Source organism: Mucilaginibacter pineti (assembly GCF_900101875.1).
Classification (GTDB): Bacteria; Bacteroidota; Bacteroidia; order Sphingobacteriales; family Sphingobacteriaceae; genus Mucilaginibacter; species Mucilaginibacter pineti.
The window spans coordinates 675,527-693,317 of the sequence record NZ_FNAI01000001.1; the positions used below are offsets into that span (position 1 = coordinate 675,527).

Genomic DNA, 17,791 nt, shown 5'->3' on the forward strand with positions numbered 1-17,791 from the left:
AATTAAACTAATATTCCGCTGGGTATAACCAGTGGACATTTAAATCCTTCGCAATCCATCAATCTTACTTTAATATTGAAAGCTTCATGAATATTTTCGCAGCTGATAACCTCTAATGGTGCGCCGAAGGCAACTGTTTCACCATTTTTAAGGATCAGTATCTTATCCGCATAGCGGGATGCAAAATTAATATCGTGCAAAATACTGATCACAATATATCCCCTATTGGCCATATCCCGGGCAAGCTGCAATATTTGTTGCTGATACAGCAGATCGAGCCCGTTTGTAGGCTCATCCAAAAACAGGAAGGCATTTGGCTGATCGTAGATCTGGGCTATTACCCGGGCTAACTGCACCCGCTGCTGCTCACCGCCAGATAAGGTATTGTAATCCCGTGCAGAAAGATGGGTTATTCCGGTATCTTCCATTACTTTATTCACTACCTCAATATCATTTGCCAATGGCTGATTTTCAAAGTGCGGATATCGCCCCATCAGTACCAACTCCTTTACTGTAAACATTACGCTTACGATGTTATGCTGTGTCAATACCGATCTGACAAGCGCCAATTGTTTAATGGTATAAGAATCTATATCCTTATCATTAAACCGGATATCGCCAGATGCTGGGTACATCTCCCGGCAAAGCAGTTTTAGCAAGGTACTTTTACCCGCACCATTGGCTCCTATTACTGCCAGCATCTCGCCTGCTGCAACTTTAAAGGACACATTGTTGAGGATCTGTTTCCTTCCGGCAGAATAACTTACATTTTTTACGGCTATCATATCTGTTGTTTTTTAAGCTGTGAAATAATCATGTAAATAAATACCGGCGAGCCGCCTAAGGCGGTCACTATACCTATTGGTAATTCTGCTGGGGCTACGATTGTACGTGAAATTAAATCGGCCAGTGTAAGTGCCGCCGCACCTAATAATGCCGAACCAGGTAATATCAACCTGTTATCCGAACCAAATGCCATGCGCAAGATGTGCGGTATTACCAGCCCTATAAAGCTAATGATACCAGCAACCGCCACCGACGCACCAACGGCCATTGTTGCAAATACAATTACCAGTCTTTTTGTGCGGTTAACGTTGATACCCATGTGGCCGGCCTGTACCTCGCCCAAAGCAATAGCATTTAGTGATTTTGCCATAAACGGCAACCCAATCAGCGGGACAACGATAAATGGTAATACGCTGCTGAATGATAACCAGCTGGCACCACCCAAACTGCCTAAACTCCAAAAAGTGATATTGCGCAATTGCTCATCTGTTGATAAATAAGTTAACAGACCAGTAAACGCAAAAGCCAGGGCATTAATAGCTATACCAGTTAATAATAACGCTGTTATCACCGTTTTCCCCTGGCGCATCGCCATACGGTAAACGGTAAGCGTAGTAATAAAAGCGCCAATAAACGCGGCTATAGCAAGCGCATAATAACTATAAATGCTCCCAATGGTATTAAGCAGGTGCCCCCCAAAAACTATCATTAAAGCAGCAAACAAGGTAGCACCCGATGATATACCGATAAGACCAGGCTCAGCAAGCGGGTTTCTGAATAAGCCCTGCAGCGACGCCCCTGAAATAGCCAGTGCAGCACCAATAATTATGCCCAATGAAACCCTCGGCAACCTTAAACTAAACAACACAGCGGTTTGCTGCGAACTGAATAGCATCTCTTTACTTAATCCGGTATAATAGGTTAATATCGACCAAAATTGCGATAAACTAATATGCACCGCGCCTATGCATACAGAAGCTATTACCACCACAATTAAAAACAGGCTTAGCCCTGTAAGTATTACTTTATTGTTTTTAAACACCTTGCTATTTTAACTTTTGTGATAATTGCGCCACAGCTTGCCCTAACCTCGGACCGAAACCGGTAAGTAGCTCACCTTCCATCGTTACAAATTTTTTGTTTTTACCAGCATTGGTTTGATTTATTCCCTGCACATTTAATAAACCGGCAGCACCGCCAAGGCTTTCCATACCGCTGCTAAAAAGCAAAATCACATCCGGGTTTGCGGCAACCAATGCTTCTGCAGTAAGCGGTTTATAATCATTAAAACCAGTAACTGCGTTTTGTCCGCCGGCTAATTGGATGATCTTATTTAGTGGTGTATTATCTCCTGATACCATCATAGTACCGGCTCCACGAGCATAAATGAACAATACTTTAGGCTTCGCAGCGCTTTTGCTCACCTTATTGACAGCAGCCAGATCGGTATCCAGTTTTTTAATCATGGCAGCGGCCTGTGGCGCACCGCCGAATGAAGCCGAAACATCTTTAATTAACTTGCGGGTTCCATCTGCAGAGAAATCCTGTGTAAACAAAACCAACTTTATACCGGCGGCTTTTAACTGCGCGGCCAGTTCGGGCTTTATTTCTGTAGATAAACCTGTTACCACGTCGGGTTGTAAAGCGATGATACCTTCGGCAGAAATGTTGCGGTTATGCCCTACTTTCGGTTTGCTCTTCAGGCTTTCGGGGTAATTGCTGGTAACATCGGTACCTATTATATTATTTTCCAAACCTAACCCGGCAAGAATCTCGCTAACGGTTCCGTTAAGAGATACTATTTTGGAATTTGCCGGAATTTTATCTGCCCCCTTTGCACCAAAGGCAAAAATGGCAAGTACTGTTATTAAAATTATTTTTTTCATTATCCAAATGTTTAAAAATCAAAATAGCTCCCCTTTCGGGGAGCTTTATTAACCAACCAATAAAAACCTATTTAAAGCTTGTTGTACCGTCGCCCTGGTAGGCAAAACGGAAAGTATAAAAACGCGATGCAGGCCTTTTAGTAAGATCGGCAAAGTCGGCAGTTGTGGTGTTAGGGTTGCCTTTATAATAGCTGATAATTTCAACTTTGGCATAATTACCGGCGCTGGTTTTCACTACCAATATTTTCCCGGGCACAGTAAGTATAGCATGCTGAGGAGCGGTATCGGCAGTGTAAGTATACCAGCCGGTGATAGCGTTGGCGCCGGTCGCGTCGGCTTTATAACCATCAGCCGGGGCGGCGGTTAAAGTTTCAAACGTGCTGCTTACTACCTGGGCCTGGGTTGTACCTGTACCAGATGTTCCGCTGTTTACAAAAATGCTGGTACTCTTAAATTTAAGATCCCATTTGTTTGTGGCAGTATCGGCACCGGTAACCTGCGCGCCGGTTGAAAGGCTATAATAAACGGCACCTGTTGAGCCATCAAGATCAGCAACTGTTTTAGTGCTCAGTTTGCTGACTTCAACGATTGGCGTGTCATTATTTTTGCTGCACGATGATGCAAGTAAAATAGTCGCGCTGCATAATGCCAATGATAGAGTTTTAAATTTGTTCATGTGTGTTTGTGTTATTTTGAATGGTTTGTTGTTTATTACTTGTTAAAATTATAGGCTAAGCCAGCATAAATAAGTCTGCCCGGCAAGTTCAGGATCACTTGCGAATCTTTATAGTTCAACAGGTTCTGGGCCGTGAATTGCAATCTTATAGCATCCTTCAGGAACATTTTTGAAAGCGACGCGTTTACCAGCACGTAACCCTTGGTGTATTCATCGGCGCGGTTTACAATGCCATTGCCGTCGGTATCTTTATAGCCATACCTGCCGCGATAGATAACCCTTATGGAGGTGTTAATACCTGTTTTCTCATCTTGGTAATTCAGGCGAACGTTATAGGTGTATTTAGAGCGGCTCAACAATCCACCGTAATCGCTTCTTTTTATGACTTTGGTAAGGTTGGTAGTTGGGTCTTTAGTAAATACCTTACCGGCCTTTATCTGGTCGAGCACGTCCTGGTCGTAAGCTTCCAGGTATTGAATGCCACCTGCAATTTGCAAAGGCTTAAATAGCTGGTAGCTCAAATCGGTTTCTACACCCTGGGTGAATACTTTGTTTAGATTAAAATAAGAGAAAACAGATTGCCCGTTTGTTTTAATGGCAATGGGTGCTGTTTCAATAAGGTTGCTGATATTATTACGGAACAGGTTGGCCGTCCAGTACAATTTTTCAGTAGGTTTATACCTGAAACCAAAGTTGAAAGCGGTTGAACTCTCGGCATTCAATCTTTTCAGAGTAGATGGATCTATCAGTACAGATTCTATCTGCCCCTCTTGTTGCAGGCGTTGGATACCCGCGTTGGCTTCTTCATAACCAAATACGCTGTAACCAACCTCGGCGTTGGTAAAGTTCAGATACAACTGCCTGAAATCCGGTGCTTTATAACCTTTACCTACAGAACCCAACAGGGTAAATTTATCGGTAAGCGCGTAGCTTACAGCCAGCTTCGGACTAAACTGCGATTTGTAAACACTATGCGCATCATACCGGCCACCTGCTATAATATCCAGCTTTTTAACAGGTAACCAATCGGCCTGAAAATAGCCGTAGCCAGATGTAAATGACTGCAGTTTAGTGTAACGGGTAGCCTCGACAGTTTCATACTGACCGCCGAGGCCTGCGGTTAATTTCAGGTTATCCTGTATAGCGTAATCGTTCTGAATTTCGGCACGGTTAAAGGCCTGGTTAAAATAGGTTTGGTCATAAACCGAATTATCATCCTCATACCTTACATCTGAATTTGTTTTATAGGTAGACCGATATAACTGCAAGGTGGAGAAGACCTTATCGCTAAAACGATGCGTTATAACCGGCGCTATATTAAAATCCTTTTCGGTACCGGTTCCCGCCGCGTAACGGGTATCAACCAAAAACCTGCTATCCTGATCGTTGGTGTAATATCTTACCGAAAGTTTTAACGTGGTATTATTATCAATTTTGTAGGATGTCTTACCGTTTAGGGTATATCCTTCAAAAGGTGAAACCGTTGGGATACCGGAGGCGGTTTCAAGCGAATACCCGCCGCTGCTGTACCTGTTTACAAAGCCCGAGATATAAAATTTTTCCGTTTTATAAGAAGAATTTAAAGACAGGTCGGCTGTTTTATTTGTACCGTACCGGGCAGATAACCCGCCGGCTAATCCTTTAGCCGGCTCGGCGGTGATGATATTCACAACGCCGGCCATAGCTTCGGAGCCATATAAGGAAGATGTAGGGCCTTTTACAATTTCAATCCTGTCGATGTTATTGGTAGTGATACGTGACAGTTCAAAGATCCCGGTTGTACGACCGATCAATGGCAAGCCATCTATCAAAATAAGTGTGTAAGCTGGGTCAAAACCTTGTATCTGAATACCTTGTCCGTGCGGATCATCGAGAATAGTCATCCCGGTTTGCTCGGATAACACTTCGTTTAATCTTATCAACCCTTTTTTCTTTATCTCTTCTGATGTGATTCGGGTTATGGGTATGGGCACTTGCTGCAAACTTTTTTGTGTGCGTGTTCCTGTTACCACAACTTCTTTTAACTGTTTAGCGCTATCCTTTTTTAACGAATCGGCTTTTTGCGCAGCTGTTATGCCAACTGCTGATACCTGTAATAAAAAACAAAGGATAATTTTTATTTGCATTTATTTAGACTAATTAAAAATAATGATGCAAATTTGAGCGATTTATAATTTAAGTGTCAACGCCAAAAGGATTTTAATACACGTTTAAGGGATTAATTATGCTCAGGATCACTACCCCGTTTATTCCGGATCTTGTTTTTTTACCGATAGATATGCAGCCAGATGGGGTGAAAATCAGCCAGGCTCACAAAATAAGTATCGATATTGACCTGTTAATTAAAGAGATAAAACTTGAAGGGATAGTATTACTTATTATCGACCTGAAATGTGGTGCGCCTCTGCCACTTAAAATACAGATAAACGAAAGTATTTTATTAATGAACTTTATGCTTTCGGGCTGGCGTACGATAACAACTACTGTCGATCGGACAGAAACGATCATGAAGGAAGGGAGTTATCATATTAGAACGCTGCCGGACGACAGCCAATTTAATATCCTTGCAAACGGCGATCTGAAATTGTTAATAGTTTGTTTGGCATTTCAAGACATAAGAAAACTACTGACGGCTAAAGTAGATTTCTATCTGCAAAATAACAATAGTGATGTAGGCGAACTGCTTAAAACTGGCCTTATTAATATGCCGATGAACGAGATCATCATTACAACCACCAGATACATTGATAACAATAGCCTCCATCCTATTTTATTAGCCGCTAAGATGTTGGAATTGCTCTTCCTAAGTATGGAGCAATTTGATCGGGCTGGGCTATCGCCCGTTAAATCAAACGATTTTAAAAAACTGGAACTGGCAAAAACATTGATCGCTGAAAACCTGCAAACACCCTGTTCGCTAATAGAGTTATCACGTAAAGTTGGTTTGAATGATTTTAAATTAAAAAAAGGGTTTAAAGAAGCATTTGGCAACACCGTGTTTGGGTATTTACTGGAGTTACGTATGGAGAAAGCAAAAGACATGCTTTTATTGCCCAATCAGTCGGTTAGTGAGGTTGCCCATAAGGTAGGCTATAAAAACGCCCATCACTTTACCGTAGCTTTTAAAAAACGATTTGGGTACTTACCAAGTAAAATAAACCGGCTCTTGGTTTGGGTGCTACTAAGTATTGCGTTGGTGGCTTAATATTAAGTGGTTACTAACATATTGTTATGTAAAAACGTGGTGGTTAAATCGAATTTTATAAAACTTAACCGTAGTTTTAAGGTACAAACGATACGTTTTATAGAGTGACTGATAACAACAGATTATACCGGATCGGGAATTAACTCATCATTATTTATTACAAGTATGGAATCGAAATTATTCTCCTACAAGGTTGAAGGCATTGTTCTTGAACCGGCAAACGATATATTGAAAGTAAGCGAACCGTTCGACAGAAAAGAGTTGCTAAACAAGATAAAAGAGGTTTTTAAAGACCAGGACTTTAAAGTTGAGGAGCAGTCTTTGGATTATAAAATTATTGATGGTCAGCTTTATATTCAAGGGCTTGTTGTAAAACAACAAGAGTTAAGATCCATTGGGTTTATGACAAGCAAATAGATCAGTTTCTGAAATCCTGCGTTATCATTAAGCCATAACTGCCGCCGTCAAGTATGCCAATACCTACCCTTCCAAATGAAGGATTCAGAATATTGGCGCGGTGGCCGGGAGAACGCATCAGCCCATCGTGTGCTATTGCGAGTGTTTGGGCTATTGCCAAATTTTCGCCAGCTATAAGAAAATAGACTTTACTTTTTTTCATCCTATCAAACGGATCAATACCTTCGGGTGTGTAGTGCGAAAAATAGCTTCTTTTAAACATATCTGCGCAATGTTTTATCGCAACTACAGCCATTTCGGGGTCTGCCTTAAGCGGCGCTAAACCTCTTGTTTTACGCTCTTTATTTACCAGAATAAGCATTTTCATTTCCAGGTCGCGCCTTACTTTAGCATCTGTTACTTTGAAAGGCAGGCTAACCGGCTCTTCTGCATCAACCTCAACTGTATTTTTAGGGATAGCCTCATTAAAAGCTTCGCTAAAAATTGGCGACATTTTATCGTTCAACCAGTTTATTTTTTCAATTAAACGTTCGGCCCATTTACCGTTCCGTGTTTCCATTGACACCTTATTTGTAAGCGGCGCCAGCAATAAAAATGAAGCCAATAAAGCCGACCATATAAAACCATTTACCAATCCGGGTAGTATGCCCAGTGCTTTGTTGACAATACTTTTGTGAACATATCTCGGCATCATGGCCAGTACTTTTAAAAAAATGGTATCCAAAATATACCGGGTGGCTACTACCGCAATGATGAATGCAAATGGTACCGCCCAAAAAGTTAATGACGGAATAATGTGCAATAAAAAAGAACTTAGGTAGCGATACGAAACAAAGCCGGCCACCAAACTGCCTATCAATGATAGTAACGAAAGTGATGACAGCAAAAAACCACGTTGTATACCCGAATATATGCTATACAGTACAACAATTATAAGCAGCAGGTTTATGTAGTTCATTATTAGGTATTGTACAATTATAGGTATTATACTATCACTTTGATAGGTCGGTCTTCATTTTTCATGCAGATCACATAATATTAAATTGAAAAAACAAACAGACTTTTCGGGTTAAAACAAATCAAAAACGGATATAAATGAAAAACATTGTATCGGCAAATCAATACAGAAATTTTAATAGCAATGAAATGAGGCAGATAGACAAAAAACTAAAATTATGTTTTATAATTTAACATTAAACACTATCTTTGCGACCTGTTAAAAATCCTAATGCGGAAGTGGCGTAATTGGTAGCCGCACCAGACTTAGGATCTGGCGCTTCACGGCGTGGGGGTTCGAGTCCCTTCTTCCGCACATAACAGCTTAAACCCGGTCAATTTGACTGGGTTTTTTATTTTAAACCTTTTTTATAAATCTTATTGTTTAAATAAAAATCAATAGCATACATCACAATTCGGCTATCAATCCTTCAAGATATTCCGGCACCTGCAATAACCTGCTCCCATACCAGGAAAACATTTCACCGTCAACTAACAGCACTTTGGCTTGTGGTAACAGTTCCTGAAATTCTATTATATGCTTTTGCTTGAACGGATATGGCTCTGACGATAAAAACACAACATCCGGTTTAACCCTTATCAAGTCATCTGAACCGAGCTCTGGGTACCGCTCTGCCTCAAACGCGTTGGTAAATCCGCAAAGTTGTAACATGCTATCGATATAGGTATTGGTAGCGGCTACTATATACGGTTTGCGCCATATTAAGTAAGCAACCCGAAGATTTAATTGAGGCAGAGGAAATGATTTAAAACCGGCCGTAATCGCTTTAAATAAAACTTCAGCTTCAGTCTGGCGATCAACAAGCAATCCAACGTTATGGATCATATCCAGCGCTTGGGCAAGGTTATTAATATCGCTGATCCAAACGGGGAATAATTTACTAAGTTCCTCTATTTGGCCGCGGTCGTTTTCTTCCTTATTAGCGATGATCAGATCGGGCTTGAGGGATTTAATCAGCTCGGTATTTAATTGCTTGGTGCCACCAACCTTTGTAGTTGTTTTAAACTTATTTGCAGGGTGAATGCAAAATTTGGTGATGCCTATAATTTCGGCATCAAGGCCTAAATAAAACAGCAGTTCGGTTTGTGAGGGAACAACAGAAATAATCTTTTCAGGTACAGCTGACAAACTTATAGCACGATGGAGTTGATCGTGAAAAACAGGCATCTTAAAACGCGTTCTTCTCGCCTCTTAAAGCATTCCAGAAGGTTAGGAAAACAATTTTCATATCCAACAGGAACGACCAATTTTCCAAATACCAAACGTCGGCCTCTACACGTTCAAGCATAGCTTGTGTAGTTTGAGTTTCGCCCCTAAGTCCTTTTATCTGCGCCCAACCGGTTATTCCAGGTTTAAGGAAATGGCGTACCATAAAAGTGTCTATCAACTGTGAGTATTGCTGCGTATGGCTTATCATGTGCGGCCTTGGTCCTACTACAGACATATTACCCAGTATCACGTTAAAAAATTGCGGCAACTCGTCTAAACTTGTTTTGCGGATAAAAGCACCCGTTTTGGTTATACGCTTATCGCCGCGGGTAGCTTGTTTTTTATCAGAATCCTTATTAACACGCATACTACGGAATTTGTAGCATTTAAACGGCTTATTATCGCGCCCAGAGCGTTCCTGAACAAAGAAGATTGGTCCGCGCGACTCCAGCTTGATTAAAATAGATAGTATTGGGAATAGCCAGCTAAAAACAAATAGAATGATAAATAACGAAAACAACACATCAAACAAACGCTTGATTGACCTGTTGAGCATATTTTCGAGCGGCTCGGGCCTTACAGATATTACCGGAATATGCCCAAAGCTTTGTATAAACGTTGGCTTTTTTGCATAGTCATAATACTCGGGGATAAACTTAAACCTAATTAGGTTTTTATCCGCGTCGAGCATTAACTTCTCTATCGTTAAGGCCTCGGAATTTGGCAGTGTGCAAAATATCTCGTCAACCTTATTATTCAGTACATAATTTATACAATCGTTAGTACCTCCCAAATAAAACTGCTTGTCAATTACTTTATCGGGATTATCGTCAAAAAAACCAACCAGGCTGTAACCACGCTCAGGGTTTTGTCTGAAAAAGCTGTACAGATCGTCACCAATGCGGCCACCGCCTATAATAATTACGGCTCTGGTATCTATTAACGAAGCACGGTCACTTTTACGAATAGTCAGGAATATCAACTTCCATAATCCTAATAAAAAGCCAAATAAGGCAAGAGAGTAAAAAAGGTATTCGCGGGTAATTGCGTAAGCCCTTGTGCCAATTAAGATAATAATGGTAAAACAGATGAAGCTTACAAATAAGAGGTAGGTTTTAATTACACCCCGGTATGTTTTTATAGAATCTTTATTTAAAACATGTTCATACAAACCGGTGATATTAGCCGACAACAACCATATTAAATTAAAAACCAAAACTATGGGCAAGTACTTCCTGTTGTTTATCCAAAAAATATATGACCGGTCTTCTATGAAGTAAGAAATTACCATGCTCATATTAAGAATAATATAATCAATGGTAAGGTTCACTGCTTTAATAAAAGTAGCGTATCTGTGAATCATGTATTATGAGTGCTTTCTGTAGTATAATATGCTCGCTAAAATTAGCATATTTATTTATAAATAACAATCTTAAAATCGATTGCCGCAACGATTGAAAATATGTTATCGTATAGGCAATAAAATTAAAAATCAAGAAATCAAGTATAAAATTTCAAACTGCTTTAAAGCGAAAAATCCATTAAAACCTCCAGGGGTTGGCATCTATAAAACAACGCGCTTATAACCTGCCACTTACGATATCCTTGGCCAAAATTCCTTTGATATCGTAAATAACCGCTGCATCATTTTTTTTGAGTGAACTGTAATTTAAACCAAGAAATTCGTTGTGAGATACGGCGATAATTATAGCATCATACTTACCTGTCAGACCATCGAAATTCTTTATTGTACGTACATTATATTCCTGTTTTACTTCGGCAGGATCGGCCCAGGGATCGTAGATTTCGTAATTCACTTCATACTCACTTAAAACCTTTACAATATCAATCACCCTGGTGTTACGTACATCAGGGCAGTTCTCTTTAAATGTAAAACCAAGCACAAGTACATTTGAATTTTTAACAGCGATGTCTTTCTTTATCATCAGCTTAATAACCTCCTGTGCAACATAAGTCCCCATTCCATCATTAAGTCTGCGGCCTGCCAATATTATCTCGGGGTGATACCCTACCTCCTGTGCTTTTTGGGCAAGATAATACGGATCGACACCGGTGCAATGCCCTCCTACTAAACCAGGTTTAAAATTAAGAAAGTTCCACTTGGTACCGGCTGCTTTTAATACCGCATGGGTATCTATGTCTAACAGCTGAAAGATCTTTGCCAGTTCGTTTACAAAAGCAATATTAATATCGCGTTGCGAGTTTTCAATTACTTTGCAAGCCTCAGCTACCTTTATGCTTGGTGCCTTGTGGGTACCGGCGGTAACTATGGTTCGATAAAGGCCGTCAATAAAATCAGCAGCCTGCGGTGTTGAACCCGAGGTAACTTTCAGAATATTGGTAAGGGTATGTATTTTATCACCCGGATTAATTCGTTCGGGAGAATATCCTGCAAAAAAATCGCTGTTATATATCAATCCGGATAAACGCTCTAAAACAGGGATACATACCTCTTCAGTTGCTCCTGGATAAACCGTTGATTCATAGATTACAACATCGCCCACTTTAAGTACGCTGCCAACACTTTCACTGGCTTTTATCAATATACTTAAATCGGGCCTGTTATGTTGATCTGTAGGCGTAGGTACCGAAATAATGTATACATTACAAGGGGCGATATCCTGTACAGACGAAGTAAAGATTAAGCCATTGGCACTGTTATCCGATTTTAAAACTGACGCCAAAACATCGGTATCGGTTTCTAATGTGCGGTCAAAAGCATTACTAAGTTCATCAACCCTACTCTTTTTTATATCAAAACCTATCACCGGGAACTTTTTGGCAAATTCAACAGCTAAAGGCAATCCAACATATCCCAAACCAATAATGGCTATGTGAACTTTTTGAGGTGAATGAAATTCTTTTATAATTTGATTTGATTGATCAAACATTTGTGGTTGTTTAAAGCCTTATAAATTATAGATCTGGTAAACACCGCTGATGGTTTTATTTTCGGCCGAGCCAACAAGTAATGTAGTTACCTTTTTTTCCATCATCAGCAGTTCGGCCTGACTTGCAAACTCGTCGCCATCAATAATAATAGGATCTTGAGTCATGATTTCGGCTACTGTTAAGGTAGCAGTATCCGGGTGTTTAAGTAGCGCACGTCTTAAATCACCATCGGTAACAATTCCTTTAATTCCTCGCTCATCCCCTACCATAACCATACCTAACCTACCGGCAGACATAGCCAGTAACAATTCAGTAAACGACGCCTCTTCGCTAATAAACGGCAACTTATCGGTACGCATCAGATCTTTCACCTTCACCAATAATTTTCTGCCCAAGCTACCACCGGGATGAAACCGGGCAAAATCATGCTGCTTAAAATCGCGACATTCCATTAAGGCAACGGCCAGCGCATCGCCCATTACCAAAGCGGCAGTAGTAGATGATGTAGGCGCAAGTTCAAGCGGGCAAGCCTCGCGCGCTATTTTTATATTAAGGTGATGATGACTATTTTTTGCTACCGTAGAGTTTGGATTACCGGTTACGCCAATAACCAGGTTTTTATTCCAATTTAAGAAAGGAATGATCCTGAGCACCTCGTCGGTTTCGCCGGAGTACGATATCAACATTACAATATCGTTCGAGCCAACCATTCCCAAATCGCCGTGAAATGCCTCACCGGGATGTAAAAAGAAGCTCGGAGTACCGGTACTGGCCAGTGTAGCTGCAATTTTTTTACCTATAAGTCCGGATTTGCCTATACCTATAACTACAAGTTTACCTGTGGCTTTTAGTATAGCTTCAACCGTTTTGGTAAACTCATCATCAATTAAACCGGCCACATGCTGCAGCGATTCTATCTCAATATCAAAAACCCTTTTGGCAATATCCTTCATCAAACTATCTGAACCCAATTTTCTAAATAAACTACTATTTTACTTAACCTACCAATGAGGCAATTAAACCATCCAAATCCTGTAGTTTCAACATATTAGGTCCATCGCTAAGGGCATTATCAGGGTCTGGATGAGTTTCAATAAAGTAGCCATCGGCACCGAAAGCTTTAGCAGCTAACGCCATCATAGGCACAAAAGTACGGTCGCCGCCCGTTTTACCGCCAGCACCACCAGGGCGCTGTACCGAATGGGTACAATCCATACAAACCGGATGACCAAAAGCCTTCATATCATATATATTTCTGAAATCTACAGCCAAGTTATTGTAACCGTACATGTTACCACGTTCAGTAAGGATCACCTGTTCATTACCGGCCTCCAATACTTTTTGGGCGGGATAAAACATATCATGCCCAGATAGAAATTGCGCTTTTTTAACATTCACAATTTTTCCGGTCTTGGCCGCAGCTACTAAAAGATCCGTTTGACGGCATAAAAAAGCCGGAATCTGCAAAACATCAACCACCTCGGCAGCAATAGCCGCCTGGAAAGGTTCGTGAATATCGGTAATTACCGGCAAGCCAAATCGCTCTTTAACATTTTGCAGCATCTCCATACCTTTTTCAATGCCTGGCCCGCGGTACGAGTGAATGGAGGTACGGTTTGCTTTATCAAAAGATGATTTGAAGATAACAGGCACATTATATTTTTGCCCGGCTTCGGCAACTTTTTCGGCTACCTGGTATAAAAGCTCCTGGTTTTCCATAACGCAGGGCCCCAATATAAAAAACGGCTTCTGCCGTATCTGATCAAACAACATAGTATAATAGGTTACAAAGCAAAGATGCTGATTTTTTTAATAGTCCGAAAACAGGAAAAACGTATAGGCTTACTACACATACAGTAATTGGGATCTCTACCTTTTCTGACTTTAGGATTGCCTGCTAATCTCTACCTTTACAAAATGAACTATTTTGAATTTTACGGCATTCCTGAATCGTTTCAAATTGATCAGCCATCAATAAAGAAAAAGTTTTATGAGTTGAGTAAGCTTTACCATCCCGATTTTTACGCCGGCGAAGACGAGGCTAAACAGCAGGAAATACTGGAATTGTCAACCTTAAATAATAAGGCCTACCAGGTTTTAAACGACCCGGCGCGCAGAATGGAGTACATTTTAAAGCTGCATGACCTGGTATCTGAGGGTGCAAAACCACAATTACCGGCAGATTTTTTAATGGAAATGATGGATATTAACGAGCGACTTATGGAAGTTGCTTCTGCCGAAGAATTAGCTACGGTTACCGCGGAAGTCCTTGCAATTGAGGGAGATATTAACGAGAAACTAACTATCCTAACTACCGATTACACTGAGATAAACCACACCGCACAGGAAGAACGGCGTACAGAAATTGCAGATATTTACTATAGACAAAAATATCTGTTGCGAATTAAAGAGAGTTTAGATACATTTGCAGCCCGCCTGTAAGGAATTACACATTACTTACTAAGAGCATGCCCAGCTGGCGGAATTGGTAGACGCGCTGGTCTCAAACACCTGTGGGAAACCGTGCCGGTTCGACTCCGGCGCTGGGTACATTTTTTAGCCCTAACAATCTGATTGTTAGGGCTTTATTTTTACAGAAACTACCAAAACGCCGTGTTTTCAAACGCTTTTTCATTTTTACATTTCCCTAAATATCTGTGCGTTAGAGGGTTCCAAAACTTCTATTTCAAGGCCTTTTACTTATTGAACTTTATTACGCTTTGATTCACAATACGTTATAAGTCCACGTGTTTTTTTTAATTATTACACTTTCAATTATGACTTTGACCGGGAACCTTTGAACCATTTATATTTCCCTCAGACTTTTTTAAGGTCCGATTTTATAGTTTCAATCATTAAATTAATGTGTCCGGCAGGACTTTGAAGTTATTTCAAGATGTGCCCCCGCGGCCAATCCAGTTTGGGATTAACGAAAACTCTCAATTTTCCTCATAGAATATCTATCACGGCGAACTCCGTTAGTTCAGTCATTATTGGCGGTTGTCACAAGTGCAGTATCGAAAAACATATCTTTACATAAAAAAATGTAAAACGATGCGAAAAAACATCGGTTCGATTCCTGTAAATAAATTTGGTGACGAGTTCAACTCGGGTTTCACCATTGAGAGAATTGATTTTGAATATTTACCTTATCTTGGAGACTGGGAACAACCCGAGCGACACGACCGCCATTCCTTTTTCCTACTCGAAAAAGGGGCTGTGAATATGGAAATTGATTTTCACCGATATGAAATTCATTCGCCGGCTGTCATCTATATGCATCCTGACCAGGTACACCGGATCATTTCATTTGAAAAGGTTACCGTTAGCGCCTGGGCTATCAATGATGAAAACCTGAAGCCTGAATATCTGAAATTGCTGGAAAACATCACTCCTGCATCCCCTATATCGTTAAACATCGAAACGTCTGCGTTGTTCTCCGAAGCGGTATCTCTCTGCATTAAATTCGCAGAACGAAAAATGGATCGACTCCATCATTCCCTGTTGAAAGATCACTGTAATGCACTCGTCGGGTTAGTAATTTCATCGCACTTGGATCAATCTTCATCAGCTGACAAGCTATCCAGATTAGAACTCGTTACCAAAGCCTTCCGGGAGATATTAGCACTTCATTTTATCCAGCTTAAACGCCCCACGGACTACGCAAAAAGGCTTCACCTGTCTACACCTTACCTTAATGAATGCGTAAAAAATACAACCGGTCATTCCGTTTCCTATCACATCCAGCAACGTGTTATCCTGGAAGCTAAACGTTTACTCTATCATTCTGACCATTCGCTTAAAGAAATCGCTGCAGCGTTGGGTTATGATGATTATCCATACTTTTCAAGACTATTCACCAAAGTTGCAGGTATGACTCCTTTGGCGTTTCGCGCTAAGAACCTCGATCAGTCCAAGGTTTACACTGTTTCACCCTATACCGCTTGATTGATATGATGTTGCTTTGCATCAACAAAAAGCGTATAGAAAATGAAAATACCAAAAAATAAAAAAGTACTGATTTCGGGTGCAAGTTTCGCAGGACTTTCAACTGCTTATTGGATGAATAAATTCGGTTACCATGTAACTGTCATTGAGATTGCCGGCAGTCTCAAAAAGGGGGGCACACCTGTCAACATACTGGGAAATACTATCGACATCGTGAAACGTATGGGGTTGTTCGAACAAATCGAGTCAAATAGGCTTATCATGGAAAGGATGGAGTTCAAAAATGCCGATGATGTTACTGAAAGATTAGACTTCATTCAAAAAAATCACGATGAGCGCGGAGAAGTAGAATACGAGATTGAACGGGATGTACTGTTAGACATCATGCATGAGGCGATCAAAGATGATGTTGAGTTCATTTATGGCGAATGTATTACCAACTTGGCGCAAACTAATGATCACATTGAAGTTACCTTTCAGCATGGATCAAAACAGGCATTTGATTTGGTATTCGGCTGCGACGGTATTCATTCTGCCGTCCGGAAATATTGGTTTGGAGCGGAAGCAGAGTTTTCGCATTTCCTGCAAACCTACTTCTCTATTACCATTGTGAATAAGTTACTCATCCCCGAAAATACAATACAAATGTACAGTGAACCGGGTAAGACCGTAATGCTGAATGCATACAACAATAAAACAGATATCTGTCTTGCCTTTTTTTCAGAGCATGAAATCCCTTATGACTACCGGAACGAAGAACAGCAGCGAAAAATCATTCAGGATCAGTTTAAAGGAACAGGCTGGCGAACATCAGAATTACTGGAAGAAGTGCATCACTCGGCAACTTTTTACTTTGACAAACTATGTCAAATGAAAATGCCGTCCTGGACAAAAGGCAGTGTAGCACTGGTTGGTGATGCGGGTTATTGTGCTTCACCGGCCGCGGGCAGAGGCGGATCGCTGGCAATAGACGGGGCCGCTGCGCTAGCCGATGCTTTCCAAAAACACCACGGCAATTTTGAACCGGCATTTCAGGAATACAATATCAGCTTCCGCCCTTTCATAGAGGAATTGCAGGGGGATGTGATCAATTTCGGCCTGGATATGCTAATTCCAAAAACTGAAGAAGCTGTTAACAAACGAAATAGAGAAGGCTTTGGCTTTTAGTATTATGGCTTGCCGTAAATATCTGCGCTTTAACTTTAAAATAATCACAGAAAAATATTACCGGCTGTATGATAAAACCTGATCTAAATGCATAGGCATTCTACTAAATGTGACGGTGCAAAGCAAAACCTTATTAGAATAATTACCAATAAAATCATACTTAGAAAAGTGGCTAAATTGTTTGTTAATTGTTATATTCTGCATCATTGTTTAATTTAAGTATCTGATCAAAGCTATTTTTCGTGTAATTTACGTCATGAATACGCTAACGGAATTTAAGGCCTCATTGAATTTGGAGCAGCCCGGCAGTAATCTTTCTGTGCAGTTGAAAAGTCTTTGGTATGATGCTAAGGGTGATTGGAACAAAGCCCATGCCCAGGTTGATCATCTTAAAGATCAGCAATCGGCATGGGTTCACGCTTACCTGCATCGAAAAGAAGGCGATAGTGGGAATGCAGGTTACTGGTATGGCAAAGCACGACAAATACTTCCTAATATATCGTTAGATGTGGAATGGGAGCAATTAGTTGTACATTTTCTTCAATAGATAATCTTTATTGACTCTT

General features: G+C 40.6%; 17 protein-coding genes and 2 tRNA genes. 8 read left to right on the top strand and 11 right to left on the bottom strand.

Going from position 1 to position 17,791, the window contains the following annotated elements; translation table 11 throughout:
- Nucleotides 1-2: 2 nt before the first annotated feature.
- The 5 genes from BLS59_RS02685 to BLS59_RS02705 all read right to left on the bottom strand — a co-directional run bounded on the left by BLS59_RS02685 (nucleotide 3) and on the right by BLS59_RS02705 (nucleotide 5,474).
- Nucleotides 3-785, bottom strand: a complete 783-nt coding sequence (locus BLS59_RS02685; RefSeq protein ID WP_091143844.1) for a heme ABC transporter ATP-binding protein — start codon at nucleotides 783-785, stop codon at nucleotides 3-5.
- A complete protein-coding gene (locus tag BLS59_RS02690) occupies nucleotides 782-1,828 on the bottom strand; it encodes a FecCD family ABC transporter permease (RefSeq protein ID WP_091143848.1) in 1,047 nt (348 codons plus the stop codon). Before BLS59_RS02690 ends, BLS59_RS02685 begins: the two co-directional genes overlap by 4 nt.
- A gap of 4 nt (nucleotides 1,829-1,832) precedes the next feature.
- Nucleotides 1,833-2,672 carry a heme/hemin ABC transporter substrate-binding protein gene (locus tag BLS59_RS02695; protein WP_162842544.1) on the bottom strand — a complete coding sequence of 280 codons (840 nt, stop codon included), beginning with the start codon at nucleotides 2,670-2,672 and terminating at the stop codon, nucleotides 1,833-1,835.
- Nucleotides 2,673-2,739: 67 nt separating this feature from the next.
- Nucleotides 2,740-3,348 carry an HmuY family protein gene (locus tag BLS59_RS02700; protein WP_091143852.1) on the bottom strand — a complete coding sequence of 203 codons (609 nt, stop codon included), beginning with the start codon at nucleotides 3,346-3,348 and terminating at the stop codon, nucleotides 2,740-2,742.
- Between the two features lie 35 nt (nucleotides 3,349-3,383).
- Nucleotides 3,384-5,474 (bottom strand): TonB-dependent receptor plug domain-containing protein, encoded by a 2,091-nt coding sequence (locus BLS59_RS02705; protein ID WP_091143855.1) that lies wholly within the window; start codon nucleotides 5,472-5,474, stop codon nucleotides 3,384-3,386.
- Nucleotides 5,475-5,572: 98 nt separating this feature from the next.
- On the opposite strand from BLS59_RS02705, the gene BLS59_RS02710 reads away from it, so the two are divergent.
- Together BLS59_RS02710 and BLS59_RS02715 are read left to right on the top strand one after the other, a co-directional pair.
- A complete protein-coding gene (locus tag BLS59_RS02710) occupies nucleotides 5,573-6,553 on the top strand; it encodes a helix-turn-helix transcriptional regulator (RefSeq protein ID WP_091143859.1) in 981 nt (326 codons plus the stop codon).
- Between the two features lie 165 nt (nucleotides 6,554-6,718).
- A complete protein-coding gene (locus BLS59_RS02715) occupies nucleotides 6,719-6,970 on the top strand; it encodes a hypothetical protein (protein ID WP_091143862.1) in 252 nt (83 codons plus the stop codon).
- A gap of 1 nt (nucleotide 6,971) precedes the next feature.
- Here BLS59_RS02715 and BLS59_RS02720 read toward each other — a convergent pair whose 3' ends face one another.
- Nucleotides 6,972-7,928 (bottom strand): CvpA family protein, encoded by a 957-nt coding sequence (locus BLS59_RS02720; RefSeq protein WP_091143865.1) that lies wholly within the window; start codon nucleotides 7,926-7,928, stop codon nucleotides 6,972-6,974.
- A 272-nt stretch (nucleotides 7,929-8,200) separates the two neighbouring features.
- On the opposite strand from BLS59_RS02720, the gene BLS59_RS02725 reads away from it, so the two are divergent.
- Nucleotides 8,201-8,282, top strand: a tRNA-Leu gene (locus BLS59_RS02725).
- Nucleotides 8,283-8,375: 93 nt separating this feature from the next.
- On the opposite strand, the gene BLS59_RS02730 is transcribed toward BLS59_RS02725, so the two are convergent.
- From BLS59_RS02730 to kdsA, 5 genes are all read right to left on the bottom strand, one after another.
- Nucleotides 8,376-9,155 carry an ABC transporter substrate-binding protein gene (locus tag BLS59_RS02730; protein ID WP_091143869.1) on the bottom strand — a complete coding sequence of 260 codons (780 nt, stop codon included), beginning with the start codon at nucleotides 9,153-9,155 and terminating at the stop codon, nucleotides 8,376-8,378.
- A gap of 1 nt (nucleotide 9,156) precedes the next feature.
- Nucleotides 9,157-10,560, bottom strand: coding sequence for an undecaprenyl-phosphate glucose phosphotransferase (locus tag BLS59_RS02735; RefSeq protein ID WP_091143873.1), 1,404 nt, complete (start codon nucleotides 10,558-10,560; stop codon nucleotides 9,157-9,159).
- Between the two features lie 217 nt (nucleotides 10,561-10,777).
- Nucleotides 10,778-12,109: a nucleotide sugar dehydrogenase gene (locus BLS59_RS02740; RefSeq protein WP_091143876.1), complete on the bottom strand. Its 1,332-nt coding sequence runs from the start codon at nucleotides 12,107-12,109 to the stop codon at nucleotides 10,778-10,780.
- 18 nt (nucleotides 12,110-12,127) lie between these two features.
- Nucleotides 12,128-13,081, bottom strand: coding sequence for a KpsF/GutQ family sugar-phosphate isomerase (locus tag BLS59_RS02745; protein WP_240315132.1), 954 nt, complete (start codon nucleotides 13,079-13,081; stop codon nucleotides 12,128-12,130).
- Nucleotides 13,082-13,106: 25 nt separating this feature from the next.
- The gene (kdsA, locus tag BLS59_RS02750; protein ID WP_091143881.1) at nucleotides 13,107-13,883 is read right to left on the bottom strand and encodes a 3-deoxy-8-phosphooctulonate synthase; all 777 of its coding nucleotides are present in this window, start codon (nucleotides 13,881-13,883) and stop codon (nucleotides 13,107-13,109) included.
- A gap of 144 nt (nucleotides 13,884-14,027) precedes the next feature.
- On the opposite strand from kdsA, the gene hscB reads away from it, so the two are divergent.
- The 5 genes from hscB to BLS59_RS02775 all read left to right on the top strand — a co-directional run bounded on the left by hscB (nucleotide 14,028) and on the right by BLS59_RS02775 (nucleotide 17,772).
- Entirely contained in the window at nucleotides 14,028-14,552 is a 525-nt protein-coding gene (hscB, locus tag BLS59_RS02755; protein ID WP_091143885.1) for a Fe-S protein assembly co-chaperone HscB, read from the top strand.
- A 28-nt stretch (nucleotides 14,553-14,580) separates the two neighbouring features.
- A tRNA-Leu gene (locus BLS59_RS02760) sits at nucleotides 14,581-14,660 on the top strand.
- A gap of 504 nt (nucleotides 14,661-15,164) precedes the next feature.
- Nucleotides 15,165-16,058 (top strand): helix-turn-helix domain-containing protein, encoded by an 894-nt coding sequence (locus BLS59_RS02765; protein ID WP_091143889.1) that lies wholly within the window; start codon nucleotides 15,165-15,167, stop codon nucleotides 16,056-16,058.
- A 42-nt stretch (nucleotides 16,059-16,100) separates the two neighbouring features.
- On the top strand, nucleotides 16,101-17,225 hold the full coding sequence (locus tag BLS59_RS02770; protein WP_091143892.1) for an FAD-dependent monooxygenase: 1,125 nt from the start codon (nucleotides 16,101-16,103) through the stop codon (nucleotides 17,223-17,225).
- 256 nt (nucleotides 17,226-17,481) lie between these two features.
- Nucleotides 17,482-17,772 carry a hypothetical protein gene (locus BLS59_RS02775; RefSeq protein ID WP_091143895.1) on the top strand — a complete coding sequence of 97 codons (291 nt, stop codon included), beginning with the start codon at nucleotides 17,482-17,484 and terminating at the stop codon, nucleotides 17,770-17,772.
- The last annotated feature ends 19 nt before the right edge of the window (nucleotides 17,773-17,791 follow it).

Excerpts from the sequence above, each read along its gene's own strand:
- BLS59_RS02685 (WP_091143844.1), bottom strand. The coding sequence starts at position 785 with ATGATAGCCGTAAAAAATGTAAGTTATTCTGCCGGAAGGAAACAGATC.
- BLS59_RS02695 (WP_162842544.1), bottom strand. The coding sequence starts at position 2,672 with ATGAAAAAAATAATTTTAATAACAGTACTTGCCATTTTTGCCTTTGGT.
- BLS59_RS02700 (WP_091143852.1), bottom strand. The coding sequence starts at position 3,348 with ATGAACAAATTTAAAACTCTATCATTGGCATTATGCAGCGCGACTATT.
- BLS59_RS02705 (WP_091143855.1), bottom strand. The coding sequence starts at position 5,474 with ATGCAAATAAAAATTATCCTTTGTTTTTTATTACAGGTATCAGCAGTT.
- BLS59_RS02710 (WP_091143859.1), top strand. The coding sequence starts at position 5,573 with ATGCTCAGGATCACTACCCCGTTTATTCCGGATCTTGTTTTTTTACCG.
- BLS59_RS02715 (WP_091143862.1), top strand. The coding sequence starts at position 6,719 with ATGGAATCGAAATTATTCTCCTACAAGGTTGAAGGCATTGTTCTTGAA.
- BLS59_RS02720 (WP_091143865.1), bottom strand. The coding sequence starts at position 7,928 with ATGAACTACATAAACCTGCTGCTTATAATTGTTGTACTGTATAGCATA.
- BLS59_RS02730 (WP_091143869.1), bottom strand. The coding sequence starts at position 9,155 with ATGCCTGTTTTTCACGATCAACTCCATCGTGCTATAAGTTTGTCAGCT.
- BLS59_RS02735 (WP_091143873.1), bottom strand. The coding sequence starts at position 10,560 with ATGATTCACAGATACGCTACTTTTATTAAAGCAGTGAACCTTACCATT.
- BLS59_RS02740 (WP_091143876.1), bottom strand. The coding sequence starts at position 12,109 with ATGTTTGATCAATCAAATCAAATTATAAAAGAATTTCATTCACCTCAA.
- kdsA (WP_091143881.1), bottom strand. The coding sequence starts at position 13,883 with ATGTTGTTTGATCAGATACGGCAGAAGCCGTTTTTTATATTGGGGCCC.
- hscB (WP_091143885.1), top strand. The coding sequence starts at position 14,028 with ATGAACTATTTTGAATTTTACGGCATTCCTGAATCGTTTCAAATTGAT.
- BLS59_RS02765 (WP_091143889.1), top strand. The coding sequence starts at position 15,165 with ATGCGAAAAAACATCGGTTCGATTCCTGTAAATAAATTTGGTGACGAG.
- BLS59_RS02770 (WP_091143892.1), top strand. The coding sequence starts at position 16,101 with ATGAAAATACCAAAAAATAAAAAAGTACTGATTTCGGGTGCAAGTTTC.
- BLS59_RS02775 (WP_091143895.1), top strand. The coding sequence starts at position 17,482 with ATGAATACGCTAACGGAATTTAAGGCCTCATTGAATTTGGAGCAGCCC.